23 protein-coding genes and 1 tRNA gene are annotated in these 23,802 nt (G+C 69.1%); 11 read left to right on the forward strand and 13 right to left on the reverse strand.

The features are described 5' to 3' along the window. Nucleotides 1-35: 35 nt before the first annotated feature. Nucleotides 36-1,364 carry a septation protein SepH gene (sepH, locus tag ABTW65_RS24510; RefSeq protein ID WP_350665020.1) on the reverse strand — a complete coding sequence of 443 codons (1,329 nt, stop codon included), beginning with the start codon at nt 1,362-1,364 and terminating at the stop codon, nt 36-38. Here sepH and ABTW65_RS24515 point away from each other — a divergent pair. Then, the gene (locus ABTW65_RS24515) at nt 1,267-1,896 is read left to right on the forward strand and encodes a trimeric intracellular cation channel family protein (RefSeq protein ID WP_350665022.1); all 630 of its coding nucleotides are present in this window, start codon (nt 1,267-1,269) and stop codon (nt 1,894-1,896) included. The genes sepH and ABTW65_RS24515 overlap by 98 nt on opposite strands. A 3-nt stretch (nt 1,897-1,899) precedes the next feature. On the opposite strand, the gene ABTW65_RS24520 is transcribed toward ABTW65_RS24515, so the two are convergent. Beyond that, nucleotides 1,900-2,442 carry a hypothetical protein gene (locus ABTW65_RS24520; protein WP_350665024.1) on the reverse strand — a complete coding sequence of 181 codons (543 nt, stop codon included), beginning with the start codon at nt 2,440-2,442 and terminating at the stop codon, nt 1,900-1,902. Beyond that, nucleotides 2,439-4,205: a CehA/McbA family metallohydrolase domain-containing protein gene (locus ABTW65_RS24525; protein WP_350665026.1), complete on the reverse strand. Its 1,767-nt coding sequence runs from the start codon at nt 4,203-4,205 to the stop codon at nt 2,439-2,441. Before ABTW65_RS24525 ends, ABTW65_RS24520 begins: the two co-directional genes overlap by 4 nt. Before the next feature lie 223 nt (nt 4,206-4,428). On the opposite strand from ABTW65_RS24525, the gene ABTW65_RS24530 reads away from it, so the two are divergent. Further along, the gene (locus ABTW65_RS24530; RefSeq protein ID WP_350665028.1) at nt 4,429-5,082 is read left to right on the forward strand and encodes a DUF3159 domain-containing protein; all 654 of its coding nucleotides are present in this window, start codon (nt 4,429-4,431) and stop codon (nt 5,080-5,082) included. Here the strand turns inward: ABTW65_RS24530 and ABTW65_RS24535 are convergent. Further along, the gene (locus ABTW65_RS24535; RefSeq protein WP_350665029.1) at nt 5,064-5,933 is read right to left on the reverse strand and encodes a LysR family transcriptional regulator; all 870 of its coding nucleotides are present in this window, start codon (nt 5,931-5,933) and stop codon (nt 5,064-5,066) included. The genes ABTW65_RS24530 and ABTW65_RS24535 overlap by 19 nt on opposite strands. 99 nt (nt 5,934-6,032) lie before the next feature. Between ABTW65_RS24535 and ABTW65_RS24540 the strand changes: the two genes are divergently transcribed. Then, entirely contained in the window at nt 6,033-6,386 is a 354-nt protein-coding gene (locus ABTW65_RS24540; RefSeq protein WP_350665032.1) for a nuclear transport factor 2 family protein, read from the forward strand. Here the strand turns inward: ABTW65_RS24540 and ABTW65_RS24545 are convergent. Next, a complete protein-coding gene (locus ABTW65_RS24545; protein ID WP_350665034.1) occupies nt 6,383-7,192 on the reverse strand; it encodes an alpha/beta fold hydrolase in 810 nt (269 codons plus the stop codon). The genes ABTW65_RS24540 and ABTW65_RS24545 overlap by 4 nt on opposite strands. A gap of 111 nt (nt 7,193-7,303) precedes the next feature. On the opposite strand from ABTW65_RS24545, the gene ABTW65_RS24550 reads away from it, so the two are divergent. Further along, a tRNA-Val gene (locus tag ABTW65_RS24550) sits at nt 7,304-7,378 on the forward strand. Between the two features lie 112 nt (nt 7,379-7,490). Next, nucleotides 7,491-8,096: a dihydrofolate reductase family protein gene (locus tag ABTW65_RS24555; protein WP_350665036.1), complete on the forward strand. Its 606-nt coding sequence runs from the start codon at nt 7,491-7,493 to the stop codon at nt 8,094-8,096. Between the two features lie 20 nt (nt 8,097-8,116). Here the strand turns inward: ABTW65_RS24555 and kilB are convergent, their stop codons facing one another. Then, nucleotides 8,117-8,569 (reverse strand): plasmid transfer protein KilB, encoded by a 453-nt coding sequence (gene kilB / locus ABTW65_RS24560; RefSeq protein WP_350665038.1) that lies wholly within the window; start codon nt 8,567-8,569, stop codon nt 8,117-8,119. Nucleotides 8,570-8,593: 24 nt separating this feature from the next. Beyond that, entirely contained in the window at nt 8,594-9,766 is a 1,173-nt protein-coding gene (locus ABTW65_RS24565; protein ID WP_350665040.1) for a PucR family transcriptional regulator, read from the reverse strand. 218 nt (nt 9,767-9,984) lie between these two features. On the opposite strand from ABTW65_RS24565, the gene putP reads away from it, so the two are divergent. Both putP and ABTW65_RS24575 read left to right on the forward strand, forming a co-directional pair. Beyond that, complete coding sequence (gene putP, locus ABTW65_RS24570; RefSeq protein WP_350665042.1) at nt 9,985-11,493, forward strand: sodium/proline symporter PutP; 1,509 nt, start codon at nt 9,985-9,987, stop codon at nt 11,491-11,493. A gap of 216 nt (nt 11,494-11,709) precedes the next feature. Beyond that, nucleotides 11,710-11,913 carry a cold-shock protein gene (locus tag ABTW65_RS24575; protein WP_141804077.1) on the forward strand — a complete coding sequence of 68 codons (204 nt, stop codon included), beginning with the start codon at nt 11,710-11,712 and terminating at the stop codon, nt 11,911-11,913. Between the two features lie 61 nt (nt 11,914-11,974). On the opposite strand, the gene ABTW65_RS24580 is transcribed toward ABTW65_RS24575, so the two are convergent. Then, the gene (locus ABTW65_RS24580) at nt 11,975-12,523 is read right to left on the reverse strand and encodes a YciI family protein (RefSeq protein ID WP_350665045.1); all 549 of its coding nucleotides are present in this window, start codon (nt 12,521-12,523) and stop codon (nt 11,975-11,977) included. Nucleotides 12,524-12,604: 81 nt separating this feature from the next. On the opposite strand from ABTW65_RS24580, the gene ABTW65_RS24585 reads away from it, so the two are divergent. Continuing rightward, complete coding sequence (locus ABTW65_RS24585; protein ID WP_350665047.1) at nt 12,605-13,033, forward strand: DUF309 domain-containing protein; 429 nt, start codon at nt 12,605-12,607, stop codon at nt 13,031-13,033. A 15-nt stretch (nt 13,034-13,048) separates the two neighbouring features. Here ABTW65_RS24585 and ABTW65_RS24590 read toward each other — a convergent pair whose 3' ends face one another. The 4 genes from ABTW65_RS24590 to ABTW65_RS24605 are packed head-to-tail and all read right to left on the reverse strand — an operon-like array spanning nt 13,049 to nt 17,925. Then, nucleotides 13,049-13,927 (reverse strand): alpha/beta hydrolase fold domain-containing protein, encoded by an 879-nt coding sequence (locus ABTW65_RS24590; RefSeq protein WP_350665050.1) that lies wholly within the window; start codon nt 13,925-13,927, stop codon nt 13,049-13,051. Nucleotides 13,928-13,935: 8 nt separating this feature from the next. Next, nucleotides 13,936-15,351: an amidase gene (locus ABTW65_RS24595; protein ID WP_350665052.1), complete on the reverse strand. Its 1,416-nt coding sequence runs from the start codon at nt 15,349-15,351 to the stop codon at nt 13,936-13,938. After that, nucleotides 15,348-16,640, reverse strand: coding sequence for an amidohydrolase (locus ABTW65_RS24600; RefSeq protein WP_350665053.1), 1,293 nt, complete (start codon nt 16,638-16,640; stop codon nt 15,348-15,350). The genes ABTW65_RS24595 and ABTW65_RS24600 overlap by 4 nt, the downstream gene beginning before the upstream one ends. After that, entirely contained in the window at nt 16,630-17,925 is a 1,296-nt protein-coding gene (locus ABTW65_RS24605) for an MFS transporter (RefSeq protein ID WP_350665055.1), read from the reverse strand. Before ABTW65_RS24605 ends, ABTW65_RS24600 begins: the two co-directional genes overlap by 11 nt. Before the next feature lie 150 nt (nt 17,926-18,075). On the opposite strand from ABTW65_RS24605, the gene ABTW65_RS24610 reads away from it, so the two are divergent. Then, nucleotides 18,076-19,125, forward strand: coding sequence for an Lrp/AsnC family transcriptional regulator (locus ABTW65_RS24610; RefSeq protein WP_350665057.1), 1,050 nt, complete (start codon nt 18,076-18,078; stop codon nt 19,123-19,125). An 11-nt stretch (nt 19,126-19,136) separates the two neighbouring features. On the opposite strand, the gene ABTW65_RS24615 is transcribed toward ABTW65_RS24610, so the two are convergent. Further along, complete coding sequence (locus ABTW65_RS24615) at nt 19,137-20,726, reverse strand: PucR family transcriptional regulator (protein WP_350665060.1); 1,590 nt, start codon at nt 20,724-20,726, stop codon at nt 19,137-19,139. 116 nt (nt 20,727-20,842) lie between these two features. On the opposite strand from ABTW65_RS24615, the gene ABTW65_RS24620 reads away from it, so the two are divergent. Both ABTW65_RS24620 and ABTW65_RS24625 read left to right on the forward strand, forming a co-directional pair. Then, nucleotides 20,843-22,360, forward strand: a complete 1,518-nt coding sequence (locus ABTW65_RS24620; protein WP_350665062.1) for a CoA-acylating methylmalonate-semialdehyde dehydrogenase — start codon at nt 20,843-20,845, stop codon at nt 22,358-22,360. Continuing rightward, nucleotides 22,353-23,741, forward strand: coding sequence for an aspartate aminotransferase family protein (locus tag ABTW65_RS24625; RefSeq protein WP_350665064.1), 1,389 nt, complete (start codon nt 22,353-22,355; stop codon nt 23,739-23,741). Before ABTW65_RS24620 ends, ABTW65_RS24625 begins: the two co-directional genes overlap by 8 nt. Nucleotides 23,742-23,802: the final 61 nt, after the last annotated feature.

Genomic DNA, 23,802 nt, shown 5'->3' on the forward strand with positions numbered 1-23,802 from the left:
ATGGCCGGTCCGTGAACGGGTTCACACCAGTCGGTTCACTCCGACTTGCCGCCGCCGAACATGATCTCGTCCCAGCTCGGGACCGAGGCGCGCTTGCGGCGTGCGGACGACTTCTTGGCCGGCTTCTGCTGAGCCTCTTCGGACTGCTCGGACTCGGCAGGAGCCTCGGCGGCCGCGGGCTCGACGACCGCCGGCTCGAGCTCGGGCTCGGCCGGGACCGGCGCCTGCTTGCCGGTCGGGCTCTCGTCTCCCAGGAACGCCTCGAGCGGGGTGTCGACATCGACCTGAGCCGTCTTGGCCGGCTTGGGCTCCTTGACCGGCTTGGGAGCCGGGGGAGGAGTGACCGGAGCCGGTGCGGCCGGCGCCGGGGCGGGCGCTGCCGGAGCCTGGGCGGCCGGGGCCTGCGCGGGCGGGGTCGAGCTCTGGGCGCGGCGACGGCGGGCGGCGAGCATGTCGTCGGTGATCGGCTCCGGCTCAGGCACTGCGGCCTCGAGCTTCTCGCCGGTCAGCCAGCGGGCGTCGTCGTTGTCGAGCTCGACGAAGTTGCCGGGAGCGTCGTAGGTGAGCTCGGCGATGCCGGAGCGCTCGGGGGTCTCGTACTCCCCGGTGAGCTTCCAGCGCCCGTCAGGGCGCCGGTAGGAGTCCCAGTTGACCGACTCGGGGTCCACGTACATCGTCTGGAAGTGGGCGCTGACCGCCTCGCCCAGGGTGCGGGCGGTGCTGGCGGCCTCACCGGGCCGACGGCGCACGGAAGCCTGCTGGGCGCGCTGTGCCATGTGCTCGCGCTCGGCGAGGACGGGACCGGCGAAGGCCAAGATCTTCTCGACCGTGGTGCCGGCGACAGCGGCGACCTCCTCGGCACTCTCGCCCGAACGAATACGGGTCTGAATGTCACGGGGCCGCAGGCTGCTGCTCGGGGTCTTGTTCACGGTTTGCTCCGATCGGCGGGTCGACACAGCCTCGAGTGCTGCACGGAGACGGTCGTCGATGTCGGCGGTGTATTCACGGTCCTCGTCATCGACGAGAAGCATGCGTAAACCATCGTCACTGACCGAGATGAGCCGCAGAAGGACGGGTCCAGCCTCATCCGGTGCCTGCTCTTCGAGCTGGCCCGGAGTCAGGGGCAATCCTTCGGCTGACATCCTCTTCTCAATTCTAGATACGGTTGTGACGACCCTACGCCACAGACCTGCATCGTATTGGGTGGCCGTGCGGCGTGGCCGTGGCATTTGGGGTTTTTGGGACCAACGAGGCGACCATTTGGCCGTGGAACAGACGCTGACCCTCCTCGTGCTCGACCTGGTCGGGTGCTTCGTCTTCGCGCTCTCCGGCGGCCTGATGGCGGTCCGCAAGGAGCTCGACATCTTCGGCGTGATCGTCCTCGCCTGCGTCACCGGCCTCGGTGGCGGCGTCCTGCGTGACATGGCCATCGGCGCGACGCCGGTCGCCGCGCTCTCCGACTGGCGCTATCTCGTGGTGCCGATGGCGGCCGGTCTGCTGACGTTCTACTTCCATCCTGCGCTCGGCCGGCTCGGGCCGATGATCAACGTCTTCGACGCCCTGGGCCTGGGGCTGTTCGTCATCGCCGGTGCCGTCAAGGCGCTCGACTTCGGGCTCTCCCCGCTCGCGGCCGCGATCATGGGGCTGGCCACCGGGGTGGGAGGCGGGGTGATCCGCGACGTGCTCGCCGGCCAGGTGCCGATCATCCTGCGCCGCAGCGTCTTCTACGCGATCCCGGCCTTCGCCGGTGCGGCGATCGTGGCCTTCGGCCTGTTCCTCACACTGCCGCAGTCGCTGGTGATGGCCGCCGCCTTCGTCGTCTGCGCCGGCTGGCGGCTGCTGGCGATGTGGCGCCACTGGGAGGCTCCGCTGCCGCGAGGCTCCGCGTCGGTCTGAACCTCAGTGGTCCGAGCAGCAGGGGATCTGGTGGCGCATCTCGAACGGCACCAGACCGGCGGCGGAACGCTGGACCAGGAGTACGCAGCGCCCCTCGCGCCACACCGGCCGCGCGAACCCGGTGAGATCGAGGGCGTCGCCCGGCTCGAGCTCGATGCCCGCCAGGCCCTCGACGGCGTCGACGACGCTGTCCGCCTCGACCGCGGCCACCGTGGTCACGGTCTCGATCCGGGTGCGACCCGGGTAGCGCGCCAGCCGCCCGGCACTGCGTGCGGCGGCCTCGTCGAGCGCGGGGGAGTCGGTGGTGACGTACGCCTGGGGGAGCTGGTCGGAGAGGAGCGCGGTCAGCTCCTCGACCGCCGGGCCGTCGGGCCAGTCCAGGACGGCGACGAAGCGGCCGGTCGGCTCGCGCACGACATGGGTGCTGATGACGTACGCATCCTCGGACTGCCCCGCGCCGAGCACCTCGTCCAGGCGATGGACGAGGTGCTCGGCGGCGGCGAGGTCCCGGGCGTCGGCATCGACGGCCAGGCGTCGGGTGGTCATCGCGTCGGGACGACCCAGACCGGGTTGGTGTAGAACCACAGGTCGACCCACGGGTCAGCGTCGCCGACGACGTCGATCGCGGGACCGGCCGGGTCGACGCTCGCGCCGAGGTAGCCGGGCTGGGACCGGTTGGCGTCGGTGCCGCGGACACGCACGTAGAACGCCTCCTCGACCCGACCGAGGTCGTAGCGCAGCTGGAAGGTGCCGGTGCGGCCCGAGGTGTCGGTCTGCTCGATCACCTTCGTGTCGGGCGCCTTCCAGGTGTCGCGGTCGGAGACGTACGTCGGGTCGACCGCGCCCCGGATCACGTCGACCCGGTTGAGGCTCGGGAGGAACTGCGACCAGTTCGGGACGTCCTGGGCGGCGATGGTGACGACCAGCGAGATCCGGCTGCCCTTCTTCGCCTTCAGGGTGCCGCCGAGGCTCTCCGAGCCACCGTCGGAGGAGACGACGCGTACGTCGACCGACTTCACCAGTGCGCCATGGTCCACCCAGACGCGGCCGTTGCGCAGGCCCTTCATGACCGCGCCGTAGCTGCGCTCGGAGGCGCCGACGTGGGTGCGGCTGTAGTAGCCCGGCCAGAAGTCACCGGCGGTGGTGTTGAGGGAGCCGGCGTAGACCGGGTCGCCGTAGCGGCCGTTGGCGTTGAAGTACGCCGAGTCCGACCCGTCGGGGCGGCGCGAGGTGGTGCCCCAGTTGACGTGGGAGTCGGAGTTGGCGCTGATCGACCACGGCTTGCCCTCGGCGAGCAGCGAGTCCCACAGGCCGCCGACGGTCGAGGTGAACCAGTCGAAGCCGCCCCACGAGCGGTAGGACTCGGCGGGGTAGCCGGGGAAGGAGTTCGGACCGGCGGAGTTGCCGTAGTAGCCGCGGGCGCTGCCGGGGCCGTAGCCGGCGGGCAGTCCTGCCGCCTGGTGGCCGGGTGCGCCCTCCCAGCCGATCGCGATCCGCGGGTCGGCGTCACGCCAGGCACGCACCTCGTGGGGGCTGTCGATGCCGTTGCGGGCGGGGTGGTTGGCCAGGAAGAGCGCGTCCGCGACGCGGCGCTTGTCGACCTGCTTGCCGAGCCACTGGATGCCGGCGACGGCGAGCGCCTCGTTCTCCGGGGAGTTGCCGCTGGCGCCCTTGACGGAGCCGTCGTAGTCGTTCTCGAACTGCTTGAGCACCGCGACCTCGTTGGCACCCGGGGCGACGAAGACGGTGCCGTGCTCGGCGGCCGGGATGTTCCACTCCAGGCCCTGGAAGATCAGGGTGTCCCTGAGCACCTTGCGCGCGGCCACGATGTCGGGGTTGACCAGGTCGACGCCGAGCTTGGCGTGGGTCGCGCCGCCGTGGTCGGTGATGACCAGCCAGTCCAGGCCGTACGCAGCGCCGTGCTGTGCCTGGTCGATGACCCGGTACATCGCGTCCGAACTGTGCTGAGTGTGGATGTGGTGGTCGCCGGCGAGCCAGTGCCGGATCGTGGCCCGGTTGCCGCTCTTCGTGGTGGCGGTGGTGGCTGTCTCGGCCATCGCCGGGGTCACGCCGGTCATGCCCGCCATCCCGGCGGTTACGGCACCGGCGATGCCGGCGGCGCGGAGCAGGTTTCGCCGGGTGACCTCGGCGGGACGCAGGTCGCTGTCGGACGCGTCCGAGGAGGCGGCGAGGGTGATCTCGTCGACCTCGTGGGAGTGAGTGTGGCCGTGATCGTGGTCGTGGCCGTGCGCGTGGGCCTGGTGGTGCCCGTCGGGCCCGTGCGAGTGGGGATGGTGCTCGTGTGACACGTTGAAACCTCCGCTTGGGATAAGGCGTCTCCCGCATGCCCGAGCAGCGGCGCTCAGAGCAAAGCGGCACCGGATGGCCGGGGTACGTCCGCCGGTTGCCCACCCGGTGAAATTTTGCCGAGGCGTCACCCCCGTCGGCCGAGGCGTCAGCCCCGTCGGCCGAGAGGTCGCTTACGCGGGCCGAGGCGTCACACGCCTTGCAAGTAAGGCTAGCCTTACTCCCGTGACGACCACCGACCGCCGCAACGAAGACGCCGAGACGCTCGCCGACCTCCTCGGAGGCGCGCGCGGGGCGATCGATGCAACCGTCCCGCCCGTCGCGTTCGCGGCCGGCTGGCTGGTCAGCGGAGAGCTGTGGATCGCGACCGTGGTGGCGCTCGCCGTGGCCTCGGTCGTGGCGATCTGGCAGTGGCGCAAGGGTCGAAAGCCGCGCGCGGTGCTCCTGGGTGTGGCCGGGGTCGCGGTCGCGGCGATGATCGCGCTGCGTACGGGCCGGGCGGAGGACTTCTTCGTGGTCCAGCTCGCCGCCAACGCGGCCAGTGCGCTGGTGTGGGCCGTCAGCATCGCATTCCGCTGGCCGCTGCTCGGCGTGGTCGTCGGCCTGGTGCTGCGCCAGCGCGGCGCCTGGCGGCGCGACCCCGTCCTGCTGCGCGGCTATGCGCTGGCGAGCTGGGTCTGGGTCTGTCAATACGTCATCCGGGTCGCCATCTTCGGCCCGCTGTGGTGGTCCGGCGAGGTGGTCGCGCTGGCGATCGCCCGGGTCGCGCTCAGCTGGCCGCTGGTCGCGCTGTGCCTGCTGGTGAGCTGGGTCGTCCTGCGGCGCTCGCTGCCCGAGGACCATCCCGGGCTGCGCCATCCTCAGGTCAGCGCGGCCTGAAGCAGGTCGTAGAGCCGCCGGGTGGCGCGCTGCTGGTCGCCGTCGCGGACAACGAGCGCGAGCCCGGCGCGCACCTCCGCGTCAACGATCGGCGTCGCGACCAGATCGGTCCCGGTCGCCATCGACTCGGCCAGCACGCAGACGCCCAGCCCGCGGGCGGTCAGCCCGAGCAGCGTCTCCGGGTTGGACCCGGACAGATCGACCCTCGGCTCCACGCCCGCCCGTGCGCACGACTGCTCCAGGGCCGTACGGATGCCCGTGCCCGGCGGGATGCAGAGCACCGTCTCCTCGTGGAGGTCGGCGAGCCTCGGCCGGGCACCGGCGAGGCGATGGCCGGCCGGCGTGATCACCGCGAGCCGCTCGTTGCTGACGGACTCGGTGGCGAGGCCGTCGATGACGGGTCCCGCGTGGGAGATCAGGCCCAGGTCGAGCTCGCCGGCCAGCGTACGTCGCTGAAGGCGGTCGGAGGTGTCCTCGACGAGCTCGACGGAGACGCCGGGATGCTCCCGGTGGAAGGTGGCGACGGCGTCGAGGAACCCGGGGATCGTGCAGCCGGCGATCATCCCGAGGCGCACCTGGCCGTGGATCAGGTCGCTCAGCTCGTCGGCGCTCTGCCGCACACCCTCGATCGCCCGGATCACGTCGCGGGCGCGGGGGAGGAGCGTCTCGCCCGCGTGGGTGAGACGTACGTTGCGGGGACCCCGGACGAGCAGGTCGTGGCCGAGCTCGCGCTCGAGCTTGGCCAACTGGGCGCTGATGCCCGACTGGCTGACGTGGAGGCGCTGCGCCGCGGCTGTGAACGAGCCGTGGTCGACGACGGCGACGAAGTAGCGGAGCTGTCCGATTTCCATCACCGTTGATGCTAGCAAGCAGCAGAACTATCTGTTTGAGTGTTCGCTGGAGTCGCGTCAGGCTGAGTGGTGGAAGCCGAACCGACCTGAGGAGATCCGATGACCGCATCCGCTGCCGAGCTCGCCGAGGCGTACTTCACCGCCTGGCAGGAGCGTGACTTCACCCGCCTGCGCGGGCTGCTGGCCGACGACGTGAGCTTCGCCGGCCCGCTCGCCACGATCGAGGGCGCCGACGAGTGCGTTGCCGGGCTCGAGGGCATGGCCCAGGTGCTCGACAAGATTGAGGTCAAGGAGCGGCTCGCCGACGGGCCGAGCGTGATCACCTGGTTCGACCTGCACACCACCGTCGCCGACCCCGCCCCGACCGCCAACTGGATGCGCGTCGAGGAAGGGCTGATCACCGAGATCCGGGTCGCCTTCGACCCGCGCGGCATCCTCGCCGCTCGAGGCTAGGCGACCTGCTCGTCGCGCCGCTGCGTCTGGGCGGTCTCGCGGATGACCTCGGCCACCAGGTCGGGGTCATCGTTCATCGGTACGTGACCGCAGCCCGCCAGCCACCGGTGGGTCGCGTGCGGGAGGCGCCGTGCGGCCACCTTCGCCTGGTAGGGGAGGAGCGTGAGGTCGCGCGAGGCCCAGGCGACCGTGGTCGGGACGTAGGTCTGCGTCGGCCCGGCGTAGCTGTAGCGGTAGACACCGCTGAAGAACGTCCTGATCCCTTCGCGCGAGGCGACCATGTTGGCCGTGTCGGCTGCCGCGACGGCCGGGTCGATCTGCCCCGGGCGGGCGAAGAAGCAGCCCATCGTGACCGTACGCGCCACCCGCGACTGCAGCAGCGTCCCCGCCACCGGCGCCAGCGGCCGCGCCACCGCCTGGATCCCGGCGAACAGGCCCCTGACGTAGAGGTAGTCGACGTGGTTCATCCAGAAACCGGCGGGGGAGAGCGCCGTCACCGACCGTGCGTGCCCGGCATCGGCCATCTCCAGCGCGAGCAACCCGCCGAGACTGTTGCCGGCGACGTGCGGCCGCTCGATCCCGAGCTCTTCTCGGAGCTCGTTCAGCTCGTGGGCCACCGCCTCCCGCACCGTACGCCCCGCCAGATCGAACGCCGGCGACTCACCGTGCCCCGGCAGATCGATCGTGATCACCTCGAACTCGTCGGCCAGCCGCTCCACCACCCCGCCCCACGCCTGCCTGCGGTGCGCGATTCCATGGATCAGGAGCAGCGGCTCCCCGCTACCGGTCCGTTCGTACGCGAGCATCCTCGCTCCTTCGGTTGCCTCTGGGTGTCATGCCGATGGCCGGGAGCCTACGTCCCGGCATGGCCCGAATGTGGGTCCGGCGAGCGGATGCGCTAATGTTTCACCCGCAACGCGTGATTGGCGCAGTGGTAGCGCACTTCGTTCACACCGAAGGGGTCACTGGTTCGAACCCAGTATCACGCACCACCCCGAAAAGGCCGTCTGACCTGCTGAGAAGCAGATCAGACGGCCTTTCAGATTTCGCGTTGCATCGGATCTGCATCGGACCGCCAGGGTCTCCAGTCGTAGCATCGAAGCCATGGCTTCGAGCATGCCGGCACCGAGCAGGTCGCGGCCCCGGGTGATCGCTCACCATGCGGTCTCGCTCGACGGGGCCACCACCGGGTTCTCGCCCGACCTGGGCACCTTCTACGGGCTCATCACCACGTGGCAGGAGGATGTCACGCTCGTCGGCGCAGACACGATCTTGGCCCAGGAGGAGGCCCTCGTCTCAGGCACACCTGGGCCAGGCCCAGACCCGGACGGGCCGCTCTTGGCGGTGGTGGACAGCCGCGGGCGAGTATCGGCATGGGAGGCCCTCCGCAGCGCTGGGCACTGGCGTGACGCGATCCGCCTCGAAGCCGATCGGCCCGGAGAGCGGGTCGACCTTCGTCGTACGCTCGAACGGTTTGCCGAGCAAGGTGTGGAGACGGTCAGGGTCGACAGTGGCGGTGTGCTGACGGGCGCACTCTTGGAGCAGGGTCTGATAGACGAGGTCAGCCTCCTCGTGCACCCCGTTACCGTGGGCGCGAAGTCGGCAACTCGGTGGTACGGCGCGAGCACCGCAACCCTCGTGTTCACCCTCGACCAGGTCGAAGCCGTCGCCGACGGCGTTGTCTGGCTGCGTTACCGGCGTTCTGGCTGAGCAGCCGCCCAGTAGACAGCTCAGCGCGCGAGGTCGGCGCGTGCTTGCTCCAGGACTCGGTCGAGTTCCACGTAGATCTCCTCGTGCCGCTCCCTGAGCTCGTCGAGACCAGGTGCGTCGTTGAGGTCGCCGATCGCCTGACGGAGGGCCTCGAATCCTTTGGGGATCTTCCCGCCCGCGCTGAGGATGCTCAGCTGGCCGATGGCTGCGCGGGCAGCTGAGTTGTTGCGGTACGCCTCCTGGCGCAACGACTCCCGATCCGCCGCGGGGAGGTCGGCGAGGCGAGCCTTGACGCGGCTGTAGGTGACGCGCTCGAACTCGTACAGGCTCGCAGCGCACTCGCCGTACACGCGGACCCTGGCGTCCAGCAGCTGGAGGTCGCGGGTGTTTCGGTGTTGCCAGTAGGCGCCCCACCAGGCTCCGAGGAGGGTGGCGAGGATGCCCATCCCGGCCACAACGACAGTCGTAGTCACGTCGGGAGACCGTAGGGCATTTGGTCAGGTTGCCTGGGTTCGGGTGTGCAGTACCGGCGCCAAGGTCAGGGCGAGGTGGAGCCGCAGCAGGTCGTCGCCTCGGGTCAGATCCAGTCCCGAGATCGATGCGATGCGTTCGAGTCGGTAGTACACGGTCTGGCGATGGACGTTCAGGGCGGCAGCGGTCTTCTGCACGTTGTTGCCATGTTGCAGATACGTCAGGGCGGTGCGGCGCAGTTCGGCGTCGCCCTGGTCCAGCAGTCGCCGCACCGGGGTGTCCAGTACAGCGTCGGCGAGGACGCTGTCGGGGCCGCAGCCCAGGAGGCGGTAGATGCCGAGATCGGCCCAAGCGGCCGCGGGCCGACGCTCGGGTACCGACTCGAGCACGCGAGCGGCGAGACGTGCCTGCCGCCAGCTGTCGCGGAACTGTGCCAAGTCGTCACGTGGTGCCCCGATGCCGGCCACCAGGTCGGTCTCGGCATCGGGATCGAGGCGCTCCAGATAGAGCTCACGGGCGCGCTGGGCCAGGTCGTAAGCGGGCGTGAGATCGTGGCCGGGCAGCGGCATCAGCAAAGTGGTGTGGTTCTCGCCGGTCCAGGCGATCACCGAGCGGGGCAGTGTCCACAGGTTCATCGGCACCGGGGCGGCGGTCTGGCGGACCAGGCGCAGCTCGATGGCGGTGACCGGGACACCGCGCCTGATGATTCGTCGGGCGGCGATCTCGTCGGCCGCCTGCTCGGCGGTGTCCACGTCACTGGAGAGCAGGTCGCGAAGCCGGAACCCGAGGTCCTCGCGGGTGCGCGCCTGCTGCGCCATCAAGGCGCCGGCCCGCTCGGCGATCACCATCGCCGCGGGCAGCGCGGCATCGTCGATCTCCCGGCTCTCGTCGATCGCCCACAGGTAGCCGTAGGTGACGTCGTTCCAGCGCACCGGCAGGCAGAGGCGTCCCAGGACACCGAGCTCGGGGGAGGAGGGGGTGCGGACCGGGGAGGTCGCGGTGGCGATCCCGAACCCCTCGAACCATCGGCGAACCTCGGTGGTGGACTTGCGTTCGAGGATCGAGCGTTGGCGTACGTCGTCGATCTGCGACTCGTGAGAGTTGAACGCGACCAGGTTGAAGTCGCGGTCCTCCAGCGTGACCGGGTGGTTCAGCAGCCGGGATACGTCGTCGACGACGTCTTGCAGTTCGGGGCGCACGTGCCCTCCAAGGGCCTTGAGCAAATGTCTACTGATTCAAGCGAACTGCGTAACGTTTGTCGAACGTGCCTCCGCGGCAGCAGCGCGTATGGAGGTCGGGAGGACCCGTCTCTCAGACATCTGTACAGAGAGTGGACCTCAGGTTTATGACAGGTGTCCGTCGCTGGTGAGGTGGCTCACGGTTTAAGTTCTCGAGAACCCCCGATCAAGGAGTCTTGATGTCAGACCTGACCTTCCAAATGCTGGCGCTGCTGGCCTATATGGTCGCGATGCTGGGCATCGGTGCCTGGGCATACCGGCGCACGTCGAACCTCGACGACTACATGCTGGGCGGGCGCGATCTCGGCCCGATGGTGAGTGCGTTGAGTGCGGGTGCCTCGGACATGTCGGGGTGGTTGCTCATGGGCCTGCCCGGTGCGATCTATGCGACCGGGCTGATGGAGGGCTGGATCGCTGTCGGTCTGACCGTCGGCGCCTGGCTCAACTGGAAGGTCGTGGCGCCGCGGCTGCGGACGTACACCGAGGTCTCGGGTGACTCGATCACCGTGCCCAGCTTCCTGGAGAACCGGCTCAAGGACACCTCGCGGCTGCTGCGGATGGCCTCCGGGGCCGTGATCCTGGTCTTCTTCACCTTCTACGTCTCCTCGGGCATGGTCGCCGGCGGCGTCTTCTTCGAGAGCTCCTTCGGCACCGACTTCCACACCGGCATGCTGGTGGTCGCTGCGGTCGTAGTGGCGTACACGCTCTTCGGTGGGTTCCTTGCGGTCTCCTACACCGACTTCGTGCAGGGCGCGATCATGCTGCTCGCGCTGATCCTGGTGCCTGTCGTGGGTGTCTTCGTGACCGGCGGGCCCGCCGAGACCCTGGACAGCATCCGCGCCGTCGACCCGTCGCGGCTGAGCATGCTCGAGGGCGCGACCGTGCTTGGTGTCATCTCCGCGGCTGCGTGGGGGCTGGGCTACTTCGGCCAGCCGCACATCATCGTCCGGTTCATGGCCCTGCGTACGGCGGGGGAGGCGGCCTCCGCGCGGCGGATCGGCATCGGCTGGATGTTGCTGAGCCTCTTCGGCGCCGTCGGCACCGCCCTGGTCGGCATCGCCTACTTCCAGCAGAACCCCGACGCCGAGCTCACCGACCCGGAGGCGATCTTCATCGTGCTGGGGCAGATCTTCTTCCACCCCCTGGTCGCGGGCATCATGCTCGCCGCCGTGCTCGCCGCGATCATGAGCACGATCTCCTCGCAGCTCCTGGTGACCTCCTCGGCGCTGGTGGAGGACCTCTACAAGGCGGTCTTCAAGAACGACGCCTCCGACCGCCAGCTGGTCCTCTTCGGCCGGCTCGCCGTGCTCGGGATCGCCGTCATCGCTGCTGTCCTGGCGTGGCCCAAGAGCGGGACCGTGCTCGACCTGGTTGCGTACGCCTGGGCGGGCTTCGGCGCCTCCTTCGGCCCGATCATCCTGCTTGCGCTGTGGTGGCGGAAGCTCACCGCGGCCGGCGCGCTCGCCGGCCTGGTCGTCGGCGCCGTGACGGTCGTCGTGTGGGGCAACATCGACGCGCTCAGCTCGCAGATGTACGAGATCGTGCCGGGCTTCGCACTCAACGCGATCGTCGCGGTCGTGGTCAGCCTCGTGACGTACCGGGAGAACCCGGACATCGAGGCCGAGTTCGACGAGGCGATCCGGCTGCTGGACGCTGCTGGTTCGCGCGGGGAATCGGCCCGAGTCTGATCCGACAGGCCCGGGATCTCGTGGAAACGACGATCCCGGGTCTGATGGCGTACTGTTGATCTTGTTGAAGGGATGGCTCTGTAAGCCATCCTGGCCGCACACCACGTCGCGGCTTGTATCTTTTATCTGGTTTTCGGTTCGCTGGACATCAGCACAGATGGATGTCTTCAGCGGCTTGGGACACAGTGTCCCTTGCACCGAACAGAGGAAAAGATCATGGCTCAGGGCACCGTCAAGTGGTTCAACGCTGACAAGGGCTTCGGCTTCATCGCGCAGGACGGTGGCGGCGAGGACGTATTCGTTCACTTCTCCGCCATCCAGACCAGCGGTTACAAGTCGCTCGACGAGAACCAGAAGGTCGAGTTCGACGTCACCGCCGGCCCCAAGGGCCCGCAGGCTGAGAACGTCCGCGTCGCCTGATTTTCACTGAAGGGCCCCGACCGCAGCTGCGGTCGGGGCCCTTCGTGCATGTGGTGGCCTCTTACGCGGGGCGACCGCCGAAGTCCCACTGGTGGACCTCGATCGCCGCGAACTGGTCGGGGGAGAGAGTGCTGCTCCCCGCGACGCCCGCGGAGGTGGCCTCCAGCAGCACTGCCGCCCCGATCACCACGGCTCCGTCGTCGGACAGGAGCGGCCCGCAGGCGATCAGCTCGTCGCCGTCCGGGAGGCCGATGTCGTCCGCCGTCGGTTCGCAGAAGCCGAGGACGAGGTATCGGTCGTTGTCCGGCCGCCCGTCGCCGAAGTCCCACATGGTGCGACCGAGCGTGTTGCGCCACCGCCGCAGCAGTACGTCACGGTAGGCACCGGCCTGGTAGCCGGGCTCCTCGAAGGCGAACGCTCGAGCTGCGGCGGCATCCGGGAGGTCGAGGATGTGCACGCTCCCGGTCAGCGTCTCGTCGCTGGTGAAGGTCGGACCCCGGGCGATCATCGTCGCGCCGAACCGGTCCATGTAGGCCCAATGCTCCTCCACCATCTCGGTGCGCAGCGGCGTCGACCCCGGGCGGTCGCGGTGGTAGCAGAAGAACTCCATGGGCTGAGACTCACCGGCCCCGCCGTCCCGCGCAATCGGTTATCTCAGCGGGTCCGTAGGGTGGGAGCCGAGGAGGCCGACATGGTGAGCGATCGCGACCGGAACGAACAGGGGCGGGCCCAACAGGCCCGACCGCGTGACGCGCTCGGACGCCCGTTGCCGTACGACGCAGTCGGTGTCGAGCCCATCTCCGAGGAACCGCTTCCGCCGGCGGAGACTCTGGCGTACGCCCGCAGACTGCTCGATGACGGTCGCCCGTTCGCGGCTCACGAGGCTCTCGAGGTCCGGTGGAAGTCGTGCCCGGAGGAGGAGCGCGAGCTGTGGCAGGGCCTGGCCCAGCTGTGCGTCGGCCTGACCCACCACGAGCGCGGCAACACCGTCGGCGCCTCCCGGCTCATCGAGCGGGCGGCCGGTCGGCTCGAGAGGTACGAGCGGGGTGCTGGTCCGACGTACGGTCTCGACCTCGGAGCACTCGTCGCATGTGCCCGGGATCAGGTACACGGCGCCTGACTGACGCGCGAAGTGTCAGACCTCGAGTCTGCTGTCGGCGAGGGACTGCACGATCCGGGCGGATGCGGCCCGTCCTTCCCGTGTGGGCGTGAGCGGATACACGTGCACCCCGCCCGGGCACATGGTCAGGGTGATGGCGGCGTCGTCCGCGGCGCGGTCGCGTAGGAGCAGCACGTCGGGAAGCAGTATGTCGCGGGTGCCGATGTAGACGTCCATGGGTGCGAGACCGGCGACGGGGCCGTGCAGCGGGCTCAGCTGCGGAATGCGTGGGTCATCGCCGGTCGCCCAGGCCCGCCCGCACTCGCGCGCTCCAGGCACTGCGAGCCAGGGGTCCTTGCGGGCAACGCGCCTGATATCGGGGTTTTGGAGGGTGAGGTCCAGCCAGGGCGAGATGAGCACCAGCCGGCCGGGCTGTGGCAGCCCGGTGCCGATGAGTGTCTGAGCGAACCCCAGGGCAAGGCCTCCGCCGGCGGAGTCTCCGGCGATGGCGATGTCAGCGGGGAGCGTTGTCGACAGCGTGCTTCGGTAGACGGCGGTGAGAAGACGGTACGCGTCCTGGTATCCGTGCCGCGGGGCGAGCCCGTACACCGGCACTATCACCCGGGCACCGGCGTCGGCGATCTGCTCGATGAGTCTCCAGTGCTGCGGGAAGATCTCGTTGACGTAGGCGCCGCCGTGCAGATAGATCACCGTCCGACTGGGGTCCGGGCGCTGCGGTTCGACGGTCCAGCAGCCGAACCCCTCGTGCAGGGCAAAGCTCAGCACATGACGAGCCCGAAGTCGTTCCGGCGGTGCCGCCGTGGTCTTCTCTCTCGCCAGCATCCGACGGGCACCATCGGCGGTGGCGAAATGTCGTCTGCTCCTCGCTCGCAGGTAGAGGGCGACGAGCCTCATCGACGCACTCACAGCTGTGGGCGGTGCTCGTCGGTGTACGCCCACGGAAGCAGGGTCTCGACTGCCTTTCCGACGCGGAAGACCGTGGCGTCGTCGTAGGTGTGGCCGACGATCTGCACACCGGTCGGCATCCCGTTCGCGGCATGACCGCTGGGAACGGCGAGGACAGGACAGCGATTGGTGATGTTGAACGGAAGGGTGAGCGTGCCTTCGAGGCCGGAGACCGTGTGGCCGTCGATGTCGATCCCGTCGATCAGCGTGTCGCCCGCGGGAAATCCGACGGCGGCCGTGGTCGGGCAGAGCAGGGCGTCGTACCCGGTCATCACGCGCGCGAGCTCACGCTGGACGGCGTACTCGGCCTTGGCCGCGTCGAACATCGCTGCGGACGCGCGGATCGCACGCGTCTGTTCGACGAAGTCACGGGCGTAGTCGCTCAGGTCCGACGTGTTCCCGCCGATCGCGTCGTGGACCATGGCGCCCATCATGTGACCGAAGTGCGGCAGCGCTGCGGCGGCAATGAGCTCGCGCGTCCAGGTGAAGTCGACCTCGACGATCTCCGCGCCGGCCTTGGCGAGCTCTTCCGCGACGCGACGCGTGTTCTCCTGGATCTCCTTCGCGACGACGAACCCGCCGAGATCAAGGTTGAGGGCGATGCGAAGGCCCTCCACTCCGGGGAAGCTGGACGGAAGGGTGACCTTCGGCCGAAGCGCAACGTGGTCACGCGGGTCGGGCCCGCTGATCACGTTCGTGAAGAGCACGACGTCGTCGACCGTACGTCCCATCGGACCGTCGCCGCGGTAGTAGTCGACGCTCATCGGGCCCGTTCCCGGGATCCGCCCGTAGGGTGCCTTGTAGCCGACGTTCCCGGTGAACGCCGCCGGAGCACGCGTGGATCCGCCGATGTCGGACGCGGTGGCGAGCGTCGTCATCCCCGCTGCGAGGGCCACCGCGGACCCACCGGATGAGCCGCCCGGGGAGAAGTCGGTGTTCCAGGGGTTGCGAGTCACTCCCCACCGATCGGAATGCGTGAAGGCGGCGATGGAGAATTCGGGCGTGGTCGTCCGTGCATGGATGATCGCGCCCGCGTCCAGAAGCCTGTCGATGAGGGGCGCGTTCTCGGTCGCGGTGTAGCCGGCCCAGGCGTTCGACGCCTCGACCACCTCCATGCCCGCGATCTGGTGCTTCTCCTTCGCGGCGACGGTGACGCCCTCCAACGCTCGCGCCGTGCCGTCGCGGTAGCGACGCTCCGAGGCCTCTGCCTGCGCACGAGCGGCCCCTGCCATCGTCTCGGTGAAGGCGTTCAGCGAGCCGTCGACGAGAGCCGCCCGGGCCAGCTGCGCCTCGAGGACTTCGACGGGTGAGAGTGCGCCCGTGCGGAATCGCTCGATGCATTCGGTGGCGGAGAGGTAGATGAGATCGTTCATCGTGTTCCTTGATCTATGGGAGCGGAAGTGGGCTGTTGAAGCCAGTGCAGGGCGGCCGCGCTCATGGCCTGGATGCCGGCGGTAAGCGCCCATTCCAGATCTGGCAGGTATTCGGGGGAGTGGTTCATCGGTACGTGCTGGGGGAAGCGCGCCTCGGCCAAGAGCGTGGCGAGCTCCACCGGGCTGTACCTGTCGGGTGCCGTGCCGCCCCAGTGCCAGAAGACGCTGGGGCAGCCGAGCGCTTCGCCGAGCGCGCCGAAGTCCTCACTACCGGTCATCGGCTGGGTGACCAGGTGCGCGTCGAGCCCGGATTCGCCGATCGCGTCGATCGTGCGGTGTGTGGCAGCAGGGTCGTTCACGAGCAGAGGTGCGCCACTGATGCGGTCGATGCTCGGTCTCCGGGTCATCCCTGCCGCCGCCGCCTCGGCGTCGATCACGCGACGCATCGCCGCGATGAGGCGGTGTCGGGTCGAGGAACTGAAGCTCCTGAGGTTGACGGTGAGCTCGGCCTCGTCGGGGATGGCGTTCTCCGCATGACCCGCGTGGATCGACGACACGGTGAGGACGGCGGGCTCGTGCGCCGCGGTCTCTCGCGAGATCACGGCCTGGAGCCGCACGACGATCGCCGCTGCCGCCACGATCGGGTCGACGGCCGCCTCCGGGCTCGACGCGTGGCCACCCACGCCATGGATGCGGATGCGGAAGTTGTCGGATGCGGCGCCGTAGATGCCGGCGGCGGTCACGACGGCACCGGCCGGCACCGGCGACACGTGCTGCCCCAGCGCGACGACCGGTGTCCCGACGAGCTCGGGGAGCCCGTCGGCGATCATGGCGAGGGCGCCTTCGCCGGTCTCCTCGGCGGGCTGGAAGACGATGGCGACGGTGCCTGACCACTCCGCGGCACGCGCCAGCAGAACATCGACGGCGCCGATGAGAGCCGCCGCGTGCATGTCGTGGCCGCAGGCGTGCATGACCGGGACGGTCGCGCCGGTCCTGTCGATGCCGCTGGCGGTCGAGGCGTAGGGCGCGCCGGTCAGCTCTTTGACGGGGAGACCGTCGATGTCGGCGCGAAGGAGAACGGTGGGGCCTTCGCCGTTCCGGACCATGCCGACGACCCCGGTGCCTCCGATGCCTTCGGTGACGTCGATCTCCCGGTGGGTCAGCTCTGTCGCCAGGCGTGCGGCGGTGCGGGTCTCCTGGCCGCTGAGCTCGGGATGGCGGTGCAGCTCGCGATACAGGTCCACCACGGAGCCGGCCGGCACGGGCCAGGACAGAGGGTCAGGCACCATCGGGCGCCACCTTCTGCCGACGGGTGAAGGTGGCGAAGAACTCTTCCGGGCCGCGGGGCACGAGCAGCGCGGCGACGAGGCAGATCACGCAGCCGGCGATGAGGACACCGAAGGCCGCCTCCCAGCTCACGTTCTGCACGACGACGCCCATGATGGTGGGGGTGAGGATTCCGCCGACCTGGCTGCCGGTGCTGATCGTCGCGTACGCCGTCCCGACGACCGCGGTGGGCAGGCCGCGGACGGGACTCGCGAACACCGGCATGTAACACATCCCGCTGAAGAACGAGAGCAGCCCGATCAGCGTGATGAAGACGGGGACGGGAAGCTCCTGGGTCATCATCGCCAGCGTCACGATGCTTGCGAGCATCCCCGGGATGATGATCAGCCGGTGCCGACCACCCAGTCGGTCGACGAGGCGCCCTCCCAGCACGGAGGCGACACCGCCGGCGAGCACCGGGATCACCGCTGCGGTTGCGACCACGCCCAGAGGGATACCGCGGGCCTGGACGAGATAGCTGGGCACCCACGCGCTCATGCCCCACGCGACGACCCCGTAGCCGAAGAACATGGCCACGTGCCCCCAAAGCGCGGCGGAGCGGAACAGATCCTTGGCCGTGATCGCCGATGGCGCCTGCTCGTCCACCTCGACGGCGGTCGACGAATCGGTGCGCGGGTTCGGGAGGAAGAAGCCGATCGCCACGGCGACGAGCACACCGATCGCCCCGAGAATGAAGAACGCTCCCTGCCAGCCGATGGCGCTGATGAGCGCCGCTCCCGCGACAGCGGCGACGATCGTGCCGACAGCGTTCGAGCTGTACATCCAGCCGGTCGCGGTCATGCGCTGCTCGGAACTGGTCCGCTCGGCGACGGCCTTCACGGATGCTGCGGGATACACGCCTTCGCCGATGCCGAACAGTGCCCGGATGGCGAGCATCACCGCGAAGGACCCAGCGGTTCCCGTCGCCACGGTGAAGACAGACCAGGCGAGCACCCCGGTGACAGCGGTGCGCTTCGCGCCCACCTTGTCGACGAGAATGCCGCCGGGGATCTGCACGATCGCGTACGTGACGAAGAACGCCGAGATGAGCATGCCCTGCTGCGTCGGGGTGAGCGAGAGATCCTCGCCGATATAGGGCAGCGCGAGCGTGATCAGCTGCCTGTCGGCGTAGCTCATCACCCACCCGAGGAAGAAGAGGAGTACGGCGAGCTTGGCGTCGGGCCGCAGCCGTACCCGCGGCTTCTCCTGGGTCTGGCTGAGCGCCGGTTGTGACGAGGTCTTGCTCACAGATGCTCCCTGATGACATAAAGCACGGTGCTTGCACGCGCCGAGCCGGGCCCGCCTTGAGTCCGAAGATTTCCGGGATCGTAGGCAGGCCACCGGGATTCGGTTCGTAAAGGAACGTCAGCCATCCGGATATGGGCTAGATTCGCGTGTGTGGTGCAGGAATCGGTCATCGATGTCGTCGACAAACAGCTGGCGAATGCCCTGCAGATCTTTCCGCGGATCAGCTGGATGCAGCTGGGCAAGATCCTTGGCTATGACCCCACCACGCTCGCCCGCCGGTGGGCCAGGCTGCGGGACGCGGGGTTGGCCTGGACGGTCTGCTACCAGCAGCCTGTGCATCTCGACGTCGAGCTGCCGGCGATGGCGCTCGTCGAAGTCGATGTCCGTGCGGGTCAGCGGGAGCAGGTCGTCGCCGCTCTGACGCCGCTTCAGGAGGTCATCGAGATCGCCCGAACCTCCGGCTCTCGCGATCTGCTGCTCACCGTGGTGCATTCGAGTATCGCGTCCGCCGACGCATTCATCGCCGAGAGCGTTGCGAGCATCCCCGGGATCCGCGCGACGCGCACCCGCTTCGTGCAGGCCCTGTACAAGGACGGGGCGCGCTCACATCTCGACGTTCTCGCGCCTGACGTCATTAACGCCCTGCGGCGCGCGTCCGAGGGCTTCGCCGGTGAGCCCTCTGCTCCCACACCGCTCCTCGTCAGCGTCATGCAGAGCCTGCTGTCGGACGCGCGACGACCGGCGCCCGAGATCGCCTCCGAGCTCGGGCTCTCCACGACCAGCGTCACCCGCGCGATCCACCGTCTGTACGGTTCCCCGTGGTTCACGGCGAAGACGGACTTCGCCCATCAAGCCCTCGGCTACACCACGGCCGCATCCCTCTGGTACCGCGTACCGTCGGCCGACCTGAGCACCGTTGGAGCCAGCATCGCGGATGTCCCGGGAGTGCGGTTGTCCGCCGCCATCCTCGACAGGATGAACCTCGCGATCACCGTGTGGCTTCATCACGCGCAGGAGCTCGAGTCGCTGCTGACGCGCATCGAGCACGCCCACCCACGTATCGAGCTCTGCGAGACCTGGCTCATCCCCTCCGTCGCGAAGCGCTCGGGCGCCGTGCTCACCCGAGAGGGACGGTTCTCCCACCAGATCTCCACATCCCACGCCCTGGCTCCCGTCGGAGCGCTACCCCGCGGGCGCTGACCGCGCTCTACTCAGGTCAGGAGCTCCCGATACAGCAGGGCGACGTGGAGCGACACGCGGATGTCCGGATCGTCGAGGTCGGTGCCGGTCACCCGTGCGGCCTTGGCGAGGCGGTCGTAGAAGACAGGGCGGGAGATGTGCAGGCTGGCTGCCGCCTCCGACTTGCCCGAGCTGGTGACCAGCGCCCGGACCGCGCCGAGCAGATCGGTCCCGTATCGATCGTCGTGGGCGTCGAGCGCACGGAGCTCGCGATCGGCATAGAGCGCGAGCCGGTCGTCTCCTGCGAGCAAGGTGAGCAGGCCGCGGAGGTGGGCGTCCTCAAGGCGATGTGGCCGAGTGGAGATCGTCGTGAGCTGGTCTGGTTTGAGCGCGTCCATGACCTGTTGTGACTCGCGCAGGGTGCGGTCGATGAGGTTGCTGTCCTCCACGGGACGGGCGGCAGCGACCGTTGCGGCGTGCTTGGCTGTGACCGCCTCGGCGAGCTCGTCGGCAATGTGGTCGGCATCCGCCGCCAGGGGGAGCGAGAGCAGGATGCGTACGTCCTGGCCGATGATCCCGACGAGCCCGGGGAGCTCTCGTGCGCTGAGGGTGTGGGTGATGGCGGCGACGATCTCGTCTGCGCGGACCGTGCCGCCGGCGCGGTCCGCCGGGCGTGCGACCGGGCGTACGGTCTCCGCGATGAACTGGCGCCTGCGGATCGGGAGGCCAGCCAGCTCGCAGCGACGCAGCAGGTCGGGGTCGCTCGGGTCGTTGAGGAGGGCCACCAGCAGCTCGTGATGGGTACGTCGCACGAGGCTGTCCCGATGGCCGTCGTTCAGCCGATGCATGGCCAGCGCCGCAGCGGCCCTCTCGGCGGTCGCGACCAGCCCGGGGGAGGGGCGCTGGTCCGACTGCACGATGAGCCGGCCCCAGCCACGATCGCGCCGGCCCACCCGGGTGACCAGCCAGCGGTTCGTCTCGTCCCAAGCGGACCTCCCCTCGAGCGGGACGCGGCGGGAGCGGGTGGTCCAGTCGTGCAGGAAGGCGTCGATGTCGTCGGGGCCGGAGCGGTAGTCGAGCACCCGCTGCTGATCGTCCTCCAGCACCACGGCGGCCGCGCACAGCCGCTGGGCGGCCTGCAGGATCTCGGGCTGACCGGCCTCGGTCATGCTCAGCTCGGTGAACGTGTCGTGGACGCGCTGAGCCTCGCGAAGGTCGGCCAGCTGCTCGTCGACGATGCGCTCACCGACGGCTTGGGCAACGGCGGCGAAGCGGACCTCGTGCCCGAGCGCGATCAAGGGGAGACCGAGCTCGTCGCATCGAGCCGTCAGCGCCGAAGGAATCTCGGACCAGCGTCGACCCAGCTCGATGAAGAGCCCTGCCGCATCGCTCTCGGCCAGGGAGTCGGCGAACGCCGACAGCCCGGCCGCGTCACCGGGCAGAGCGATGCCTGTGCTCAGTAGCAGGTCACCTCCGCGCAACAGGGCGCCGATCTCGGCCAGCTCGGCGGAGTGCACCCAGCGGACCTCGCGGTCGAGACCATCTCGCCCCGCCACGACTTCTGGTGCTGCCGTACGGATGACCGGCATGTCCAGTACGCGGGAGACCGTCACCAGACCCACTTACGCCCCTCCCTGACAGATTGTTGTGATCGCCCGGCAGATCCTACGGAACGTCGGGACAAGACGGATGCATCAGCCCACAGGATCGAGGCACCTGGACACAGCAAGGAGACTTCATGACCAAGCAGATCCCCCATTGGGTCGACGGCGCCGAGTTCGTCGGCACCTCGGAGCAGTGGGCCGATGTCACCAACCCCGCCAGCGGCGATGTCAGTGGCCGAGTCGCCCTGGCCAGCGCCCGCGACGCGCGCTACGTCATCGACTCCGCCGCGGCTGCCAGCAAGGCGTGGGCGCACACCTCGCTGGCCCGACGTACGCAGGTGATCTTCGCCTTCCGTGAGCTTCTCAACGGGCGAAAGGAGGAGCTGGCTGAGATCATCACCGCCGAGCACGGGAAGGTGCACTCCGACGCTCTGGGCGAGATCTCCCGCGGTCAGGAGGTCGTGGAGTTCGCCTGCGGGATCTCCCATCTGCTCAAGGGCGGCCACTCCGAGTCGGCCTCCACCGGAGTCGACGTGCACTCCAAGCGCGACCCCCTCGGCGTGGTGGCGGTGATCAGCCCGTTCAACTTCCCGGCCATGGTGCCGATGTGGTTCTTCCCGATCGCGCTGGCTGCCGGCAACGCCGTGGTGCTCAAGCCCAGCGAGAAGGATCCCTCGGCGGCGATCTGGATGGCCAGGCTCTGGAAGGAGGCCGGGCTTCCCGACGGTGTCTTCAACGTCGTGCAGGGCGACAAGGTCGCCGTGGACGCCCTGCTCCAGAGCGACGACATCGACGCGGTGAGCTTCGTCGGCTCCACGCCGATCGCCCAGTACGTGTACGAGGAGGCGAGCAAGACAGGAAAGCGCGTCCAGGCCCTTGGTGGTGCCAAGAACCACATGGTCGTGCTGCCGGACGCCGACCTCGACCTCGCCGCGGACGCGGCGGTCAACGCAGGCTTCGGCAGCGCCGGCGAGCGCTGCATGGCGATCAGTGTCTTGGTAGCGGTCGAGCCTGTCGCGGACGACCTGGTGGCCAGGATCGCCGAGCGGACCCGCACGCTGCGTATCGGCGACGGGGCCAAGAAGACCGGTGCCGTCGAGGCCGACATGGGACCGCTGGTCACCAAGGCGCACCGCGACCGGGTGGCCTCCTTCATCGACTCCGGAGAGCAGGCCGGAGCGAAGGTCATCGTCGACGGCCGCGATGTCGAGGCGCACGGAGCTGCCGAGGGCTTCTGGCTCGGCCCGACGCTGTTCGACCACGTCACCCCGGAGATGGAGATCTACCGGGAGGAGATCTTCGGCCCCGTCCTCTCCGTCGTGCGCGCCGGTTCCTACGACGAGGCCGTCGAGCTGATCAACGCCAACGAGTACGGCAACGGCACCGCGATCTTCACCAACGACGGTGGCGCCGCTCGCCGCTTCGAGGCCGACGTCCAGGTCGGCATGATCGGGATCAACGTGCCGATCCCGGTGCCGGTGGCGTACTACTCCTTCGGTGGCTGGAAGCGCTCGCTGTTCGGAGACACCCACGCCCACGGCACCGAGGGCGTCCACTTCTTCACCCGAGGCAAGGTCGTCACCTCCCGTTGGATCAACCCGGCCGCCCGGCCCGTCGGCGGCCTCGAGCTGGGGTTCCCGCAGAATGACTGAGACCATCTCCGCGCCTGCGAACGCGCGCACGAGCATGCAGGCACTGACCGAGGACGCCAGCCGCGCGTACGAGCTGGACCGGCAGCACGTCTTCCACTCCTGGTCCGCCCAGGAGCTGATCGACCCGACCGTGATCACCCGCGGAGAAGGCCCGTACGTCTGGGACGGCGAGGGTCGCAAGCTGCTCGACTTCACCTCCCAGCTGGTCTTCACCAACCTCGGCCACCAGCACCCGCGGATCGTCGAGGCGATCCGGGAGCAGGCCGCAGCCCTTTGCACCGTCGCGCCGCAGTACGCCAACGGGACCCGGTCCGAGGCGGCTCGGCTGATCGCCTCGCACACGCCTGGCGACCTGGACAGGATCTTCTTCACCAACGGGGGAGCGGACGCCAACGAGCACGCGATCCGGATGGCGCGGCTGCACACCGGCAAGCACAAGGTGCTCTCCACCTACCGCTCCTACCACGGCGGCACCCAGCTCGCGATCAACGTCACCGGCGACCCCCGTCGCTGGCCAAACGACAACGGCTCGACCGGCACCGTGCACTTCTTCGGGCCCTTCCTCTACCGCAGCCCGTTCCACTCCACCACCGAGGAGGAGGAGTGTCAGCGCGCCCTCGAGCACCTCGAGCAGGTCATCGCCCTCGAAGGGGCCTCGACCATCGCGGCGATCATCCTCGAGTCGATCCCGGGCACCGCCGGCATCATGGTCCCGCCGCCCGGCTACCTCAGAGGGGTACGCGAGCTGTGTGATGCCAACGGCATCATGCTCATCGCCGACGAGGTGATGTCCGGGTTCGGGCGCAGCGGAAAGTGGTTCGCCATCGAGCACGCCGACGTCGTACCCGACCTCCTGACCTTCGCCAAGGGCGTGAACTCCGGGTACGTCCCGCTCGGAGGCGTCGCCATCAGCGAGGCGATCTACCAGTCGTTCGCGCAGCGGCCCTATCCCGGTGGCCTGACCTACTCGGGTCATCCCCTCGCCTGCGCCGCCGCGGTGGCGACGATCGAGGTGATGGAGGACGAGGGGATCGTCGATCATGCCGCCACGCTGGGTGACGAGGTCTTCGGGCCCGAGCTGCGTGCCCTGGCCGAGAGTCACGAGTGGATCGGCGAGGTACGAGGCGTGGGCGCCTTCTGGGCCATCGAGCTCGTGTCCGACCGAGCCACCAGGGCGCCACTCGCGCCGTACGGCGGCTCCAGCCCCGAGATGGGTGCCGTCGTCTCGGCCGCGAACGCGAAGGGCGTCCTGCCGTTCGTGAACTTCAACCGCATCCACACAGTGCCTCCGCTCAACACCTCGGCTGAGGACGTACGCAAGGGGATCCGGCTGATCGGCGAGGCTCTGGGGGAGGCGCGGGCTTCGGTCACCTCGAGCTGAGCTGTACCCCGTCTGCGGCATAGACCCGACTGCCTATTGACCGGGCGGCTCCTTGCCGTGC

This window comes from Nocardioides sp. NPDC127503, assembly GCF_040302165.1.
In the GTDB taxonomy this organism is placed as follows: Bacteria; Actinomycetota; Actinomycetes; order Propionibacteriales; family Nocardioidaceae; genus Nocardioides.

Bases quoted from the DNA above. Each gene is read 5' to 3' on its own strand.
- sepH (WP_350665020.1), bottom strand. From the start codon at position 1,364: ATGTCGAGCTCCTTGCGGACCGCCATCAGGCCGCCGGAGAGCGCGAAG.
- ABTW65_RS24520 (WP_350665024.1), bottom strand. From the start codon at position 2,442: ATGACCACCCGACGCCTGGCCGTCGATGCCGACGCCCGGGACCTCGCC.
- ABTW65_RS24535 (WP_350665029.1), bottom strand. From the start codon at position 5,933: ATGGAAATCGGACAGCTCCGCTACTTCGTCGCCGTCGTCGACCACGGC.
- ABTW65_RS24540 (WP_350665032.1), top strand. From the start codon at position 6,033: ATGACCGCATCCGCTGCCGAGCTCGCCGAGGCGTACTTCACCGCCTGG.
- ABTW65_RS24545 (WP_350665034.1), bottom strand. From the start codon at position 7,192: ATGCTCGCGTACGAACGGACCGGTAGCGGGGAGCCGCTGCTCCTGATC.
- ABTW65_RS24555 (WP_350665036.1), top strand. From the start codon at position 7,491: ATGGCTTCGAGCATGCCGGCACCGAGCAGGTCGCGGCCCCGGGTGATC.
- putP (WP_350665042.1), top strand. From the start codon at position 9,985: ATGTCAGACCTGACCTTCCAAATGCTGGCGCTGCTGGCCTATATGGTC.
- ABTW65_RS24575 (WP_141804077.1), top strand. From the start codon at position 11,710: ATGGCTCAGGGCACCGTCAAGTGGTTCAACGCTGACAAGGGCTTCGGC.
- ABTW65_RS24580 (WP_350665045.1), bottom strand. From the start codon at position 12,523: ATGGAGTTCTTCTGCTACCACCGCGACCGCCCGGGGTCGACGCCGCTG.
- ABTW65_RS24585 (WP_350665047.1), top strand. From the start codon at position 12,605: ATGGTGAGCGATCGCGACCGGAACGAACAGGGGCGGGCCCAACAGGCC.
- ABTW65_RS24590 (WP_350665050.1), bottom strand. From the start codon at position 13,927: ATGAGGCTCGTCGCCCTCTACCTGCGAGCGAGGAGCAGACGACATTTC.
- ABTW65_RS24595 (WP_350665052.1), bottom strand. From the start codon at position 15,351: ATGAACGATCTCATCTACCTCTCCGCCACCGAATGCATCGAGCGATTC.
- ABTW65_RS24600 (WP_350665053.1), bottom strand. From the start codon at position 16,640: ATGGTGCCTGACCCTCTGTCCTGGCCCGTGCCGGCCGGCTCCGTGGTG.
- ABTW65_RS24620 (WP_350665062.1), top strand. From the start codon at position 20,843: ATGACCAAGCAGATCCCCCATTGGGTCGACGGCGCCGAGTTCGTCGGC.
- ABTW65_RS24625 (WP_350665064.1), top strand. From the start codon at position 22,353: ATGACTGAGACCATCTCCGCGCCTGCGAACGCGCGCACGAGCATGCAG.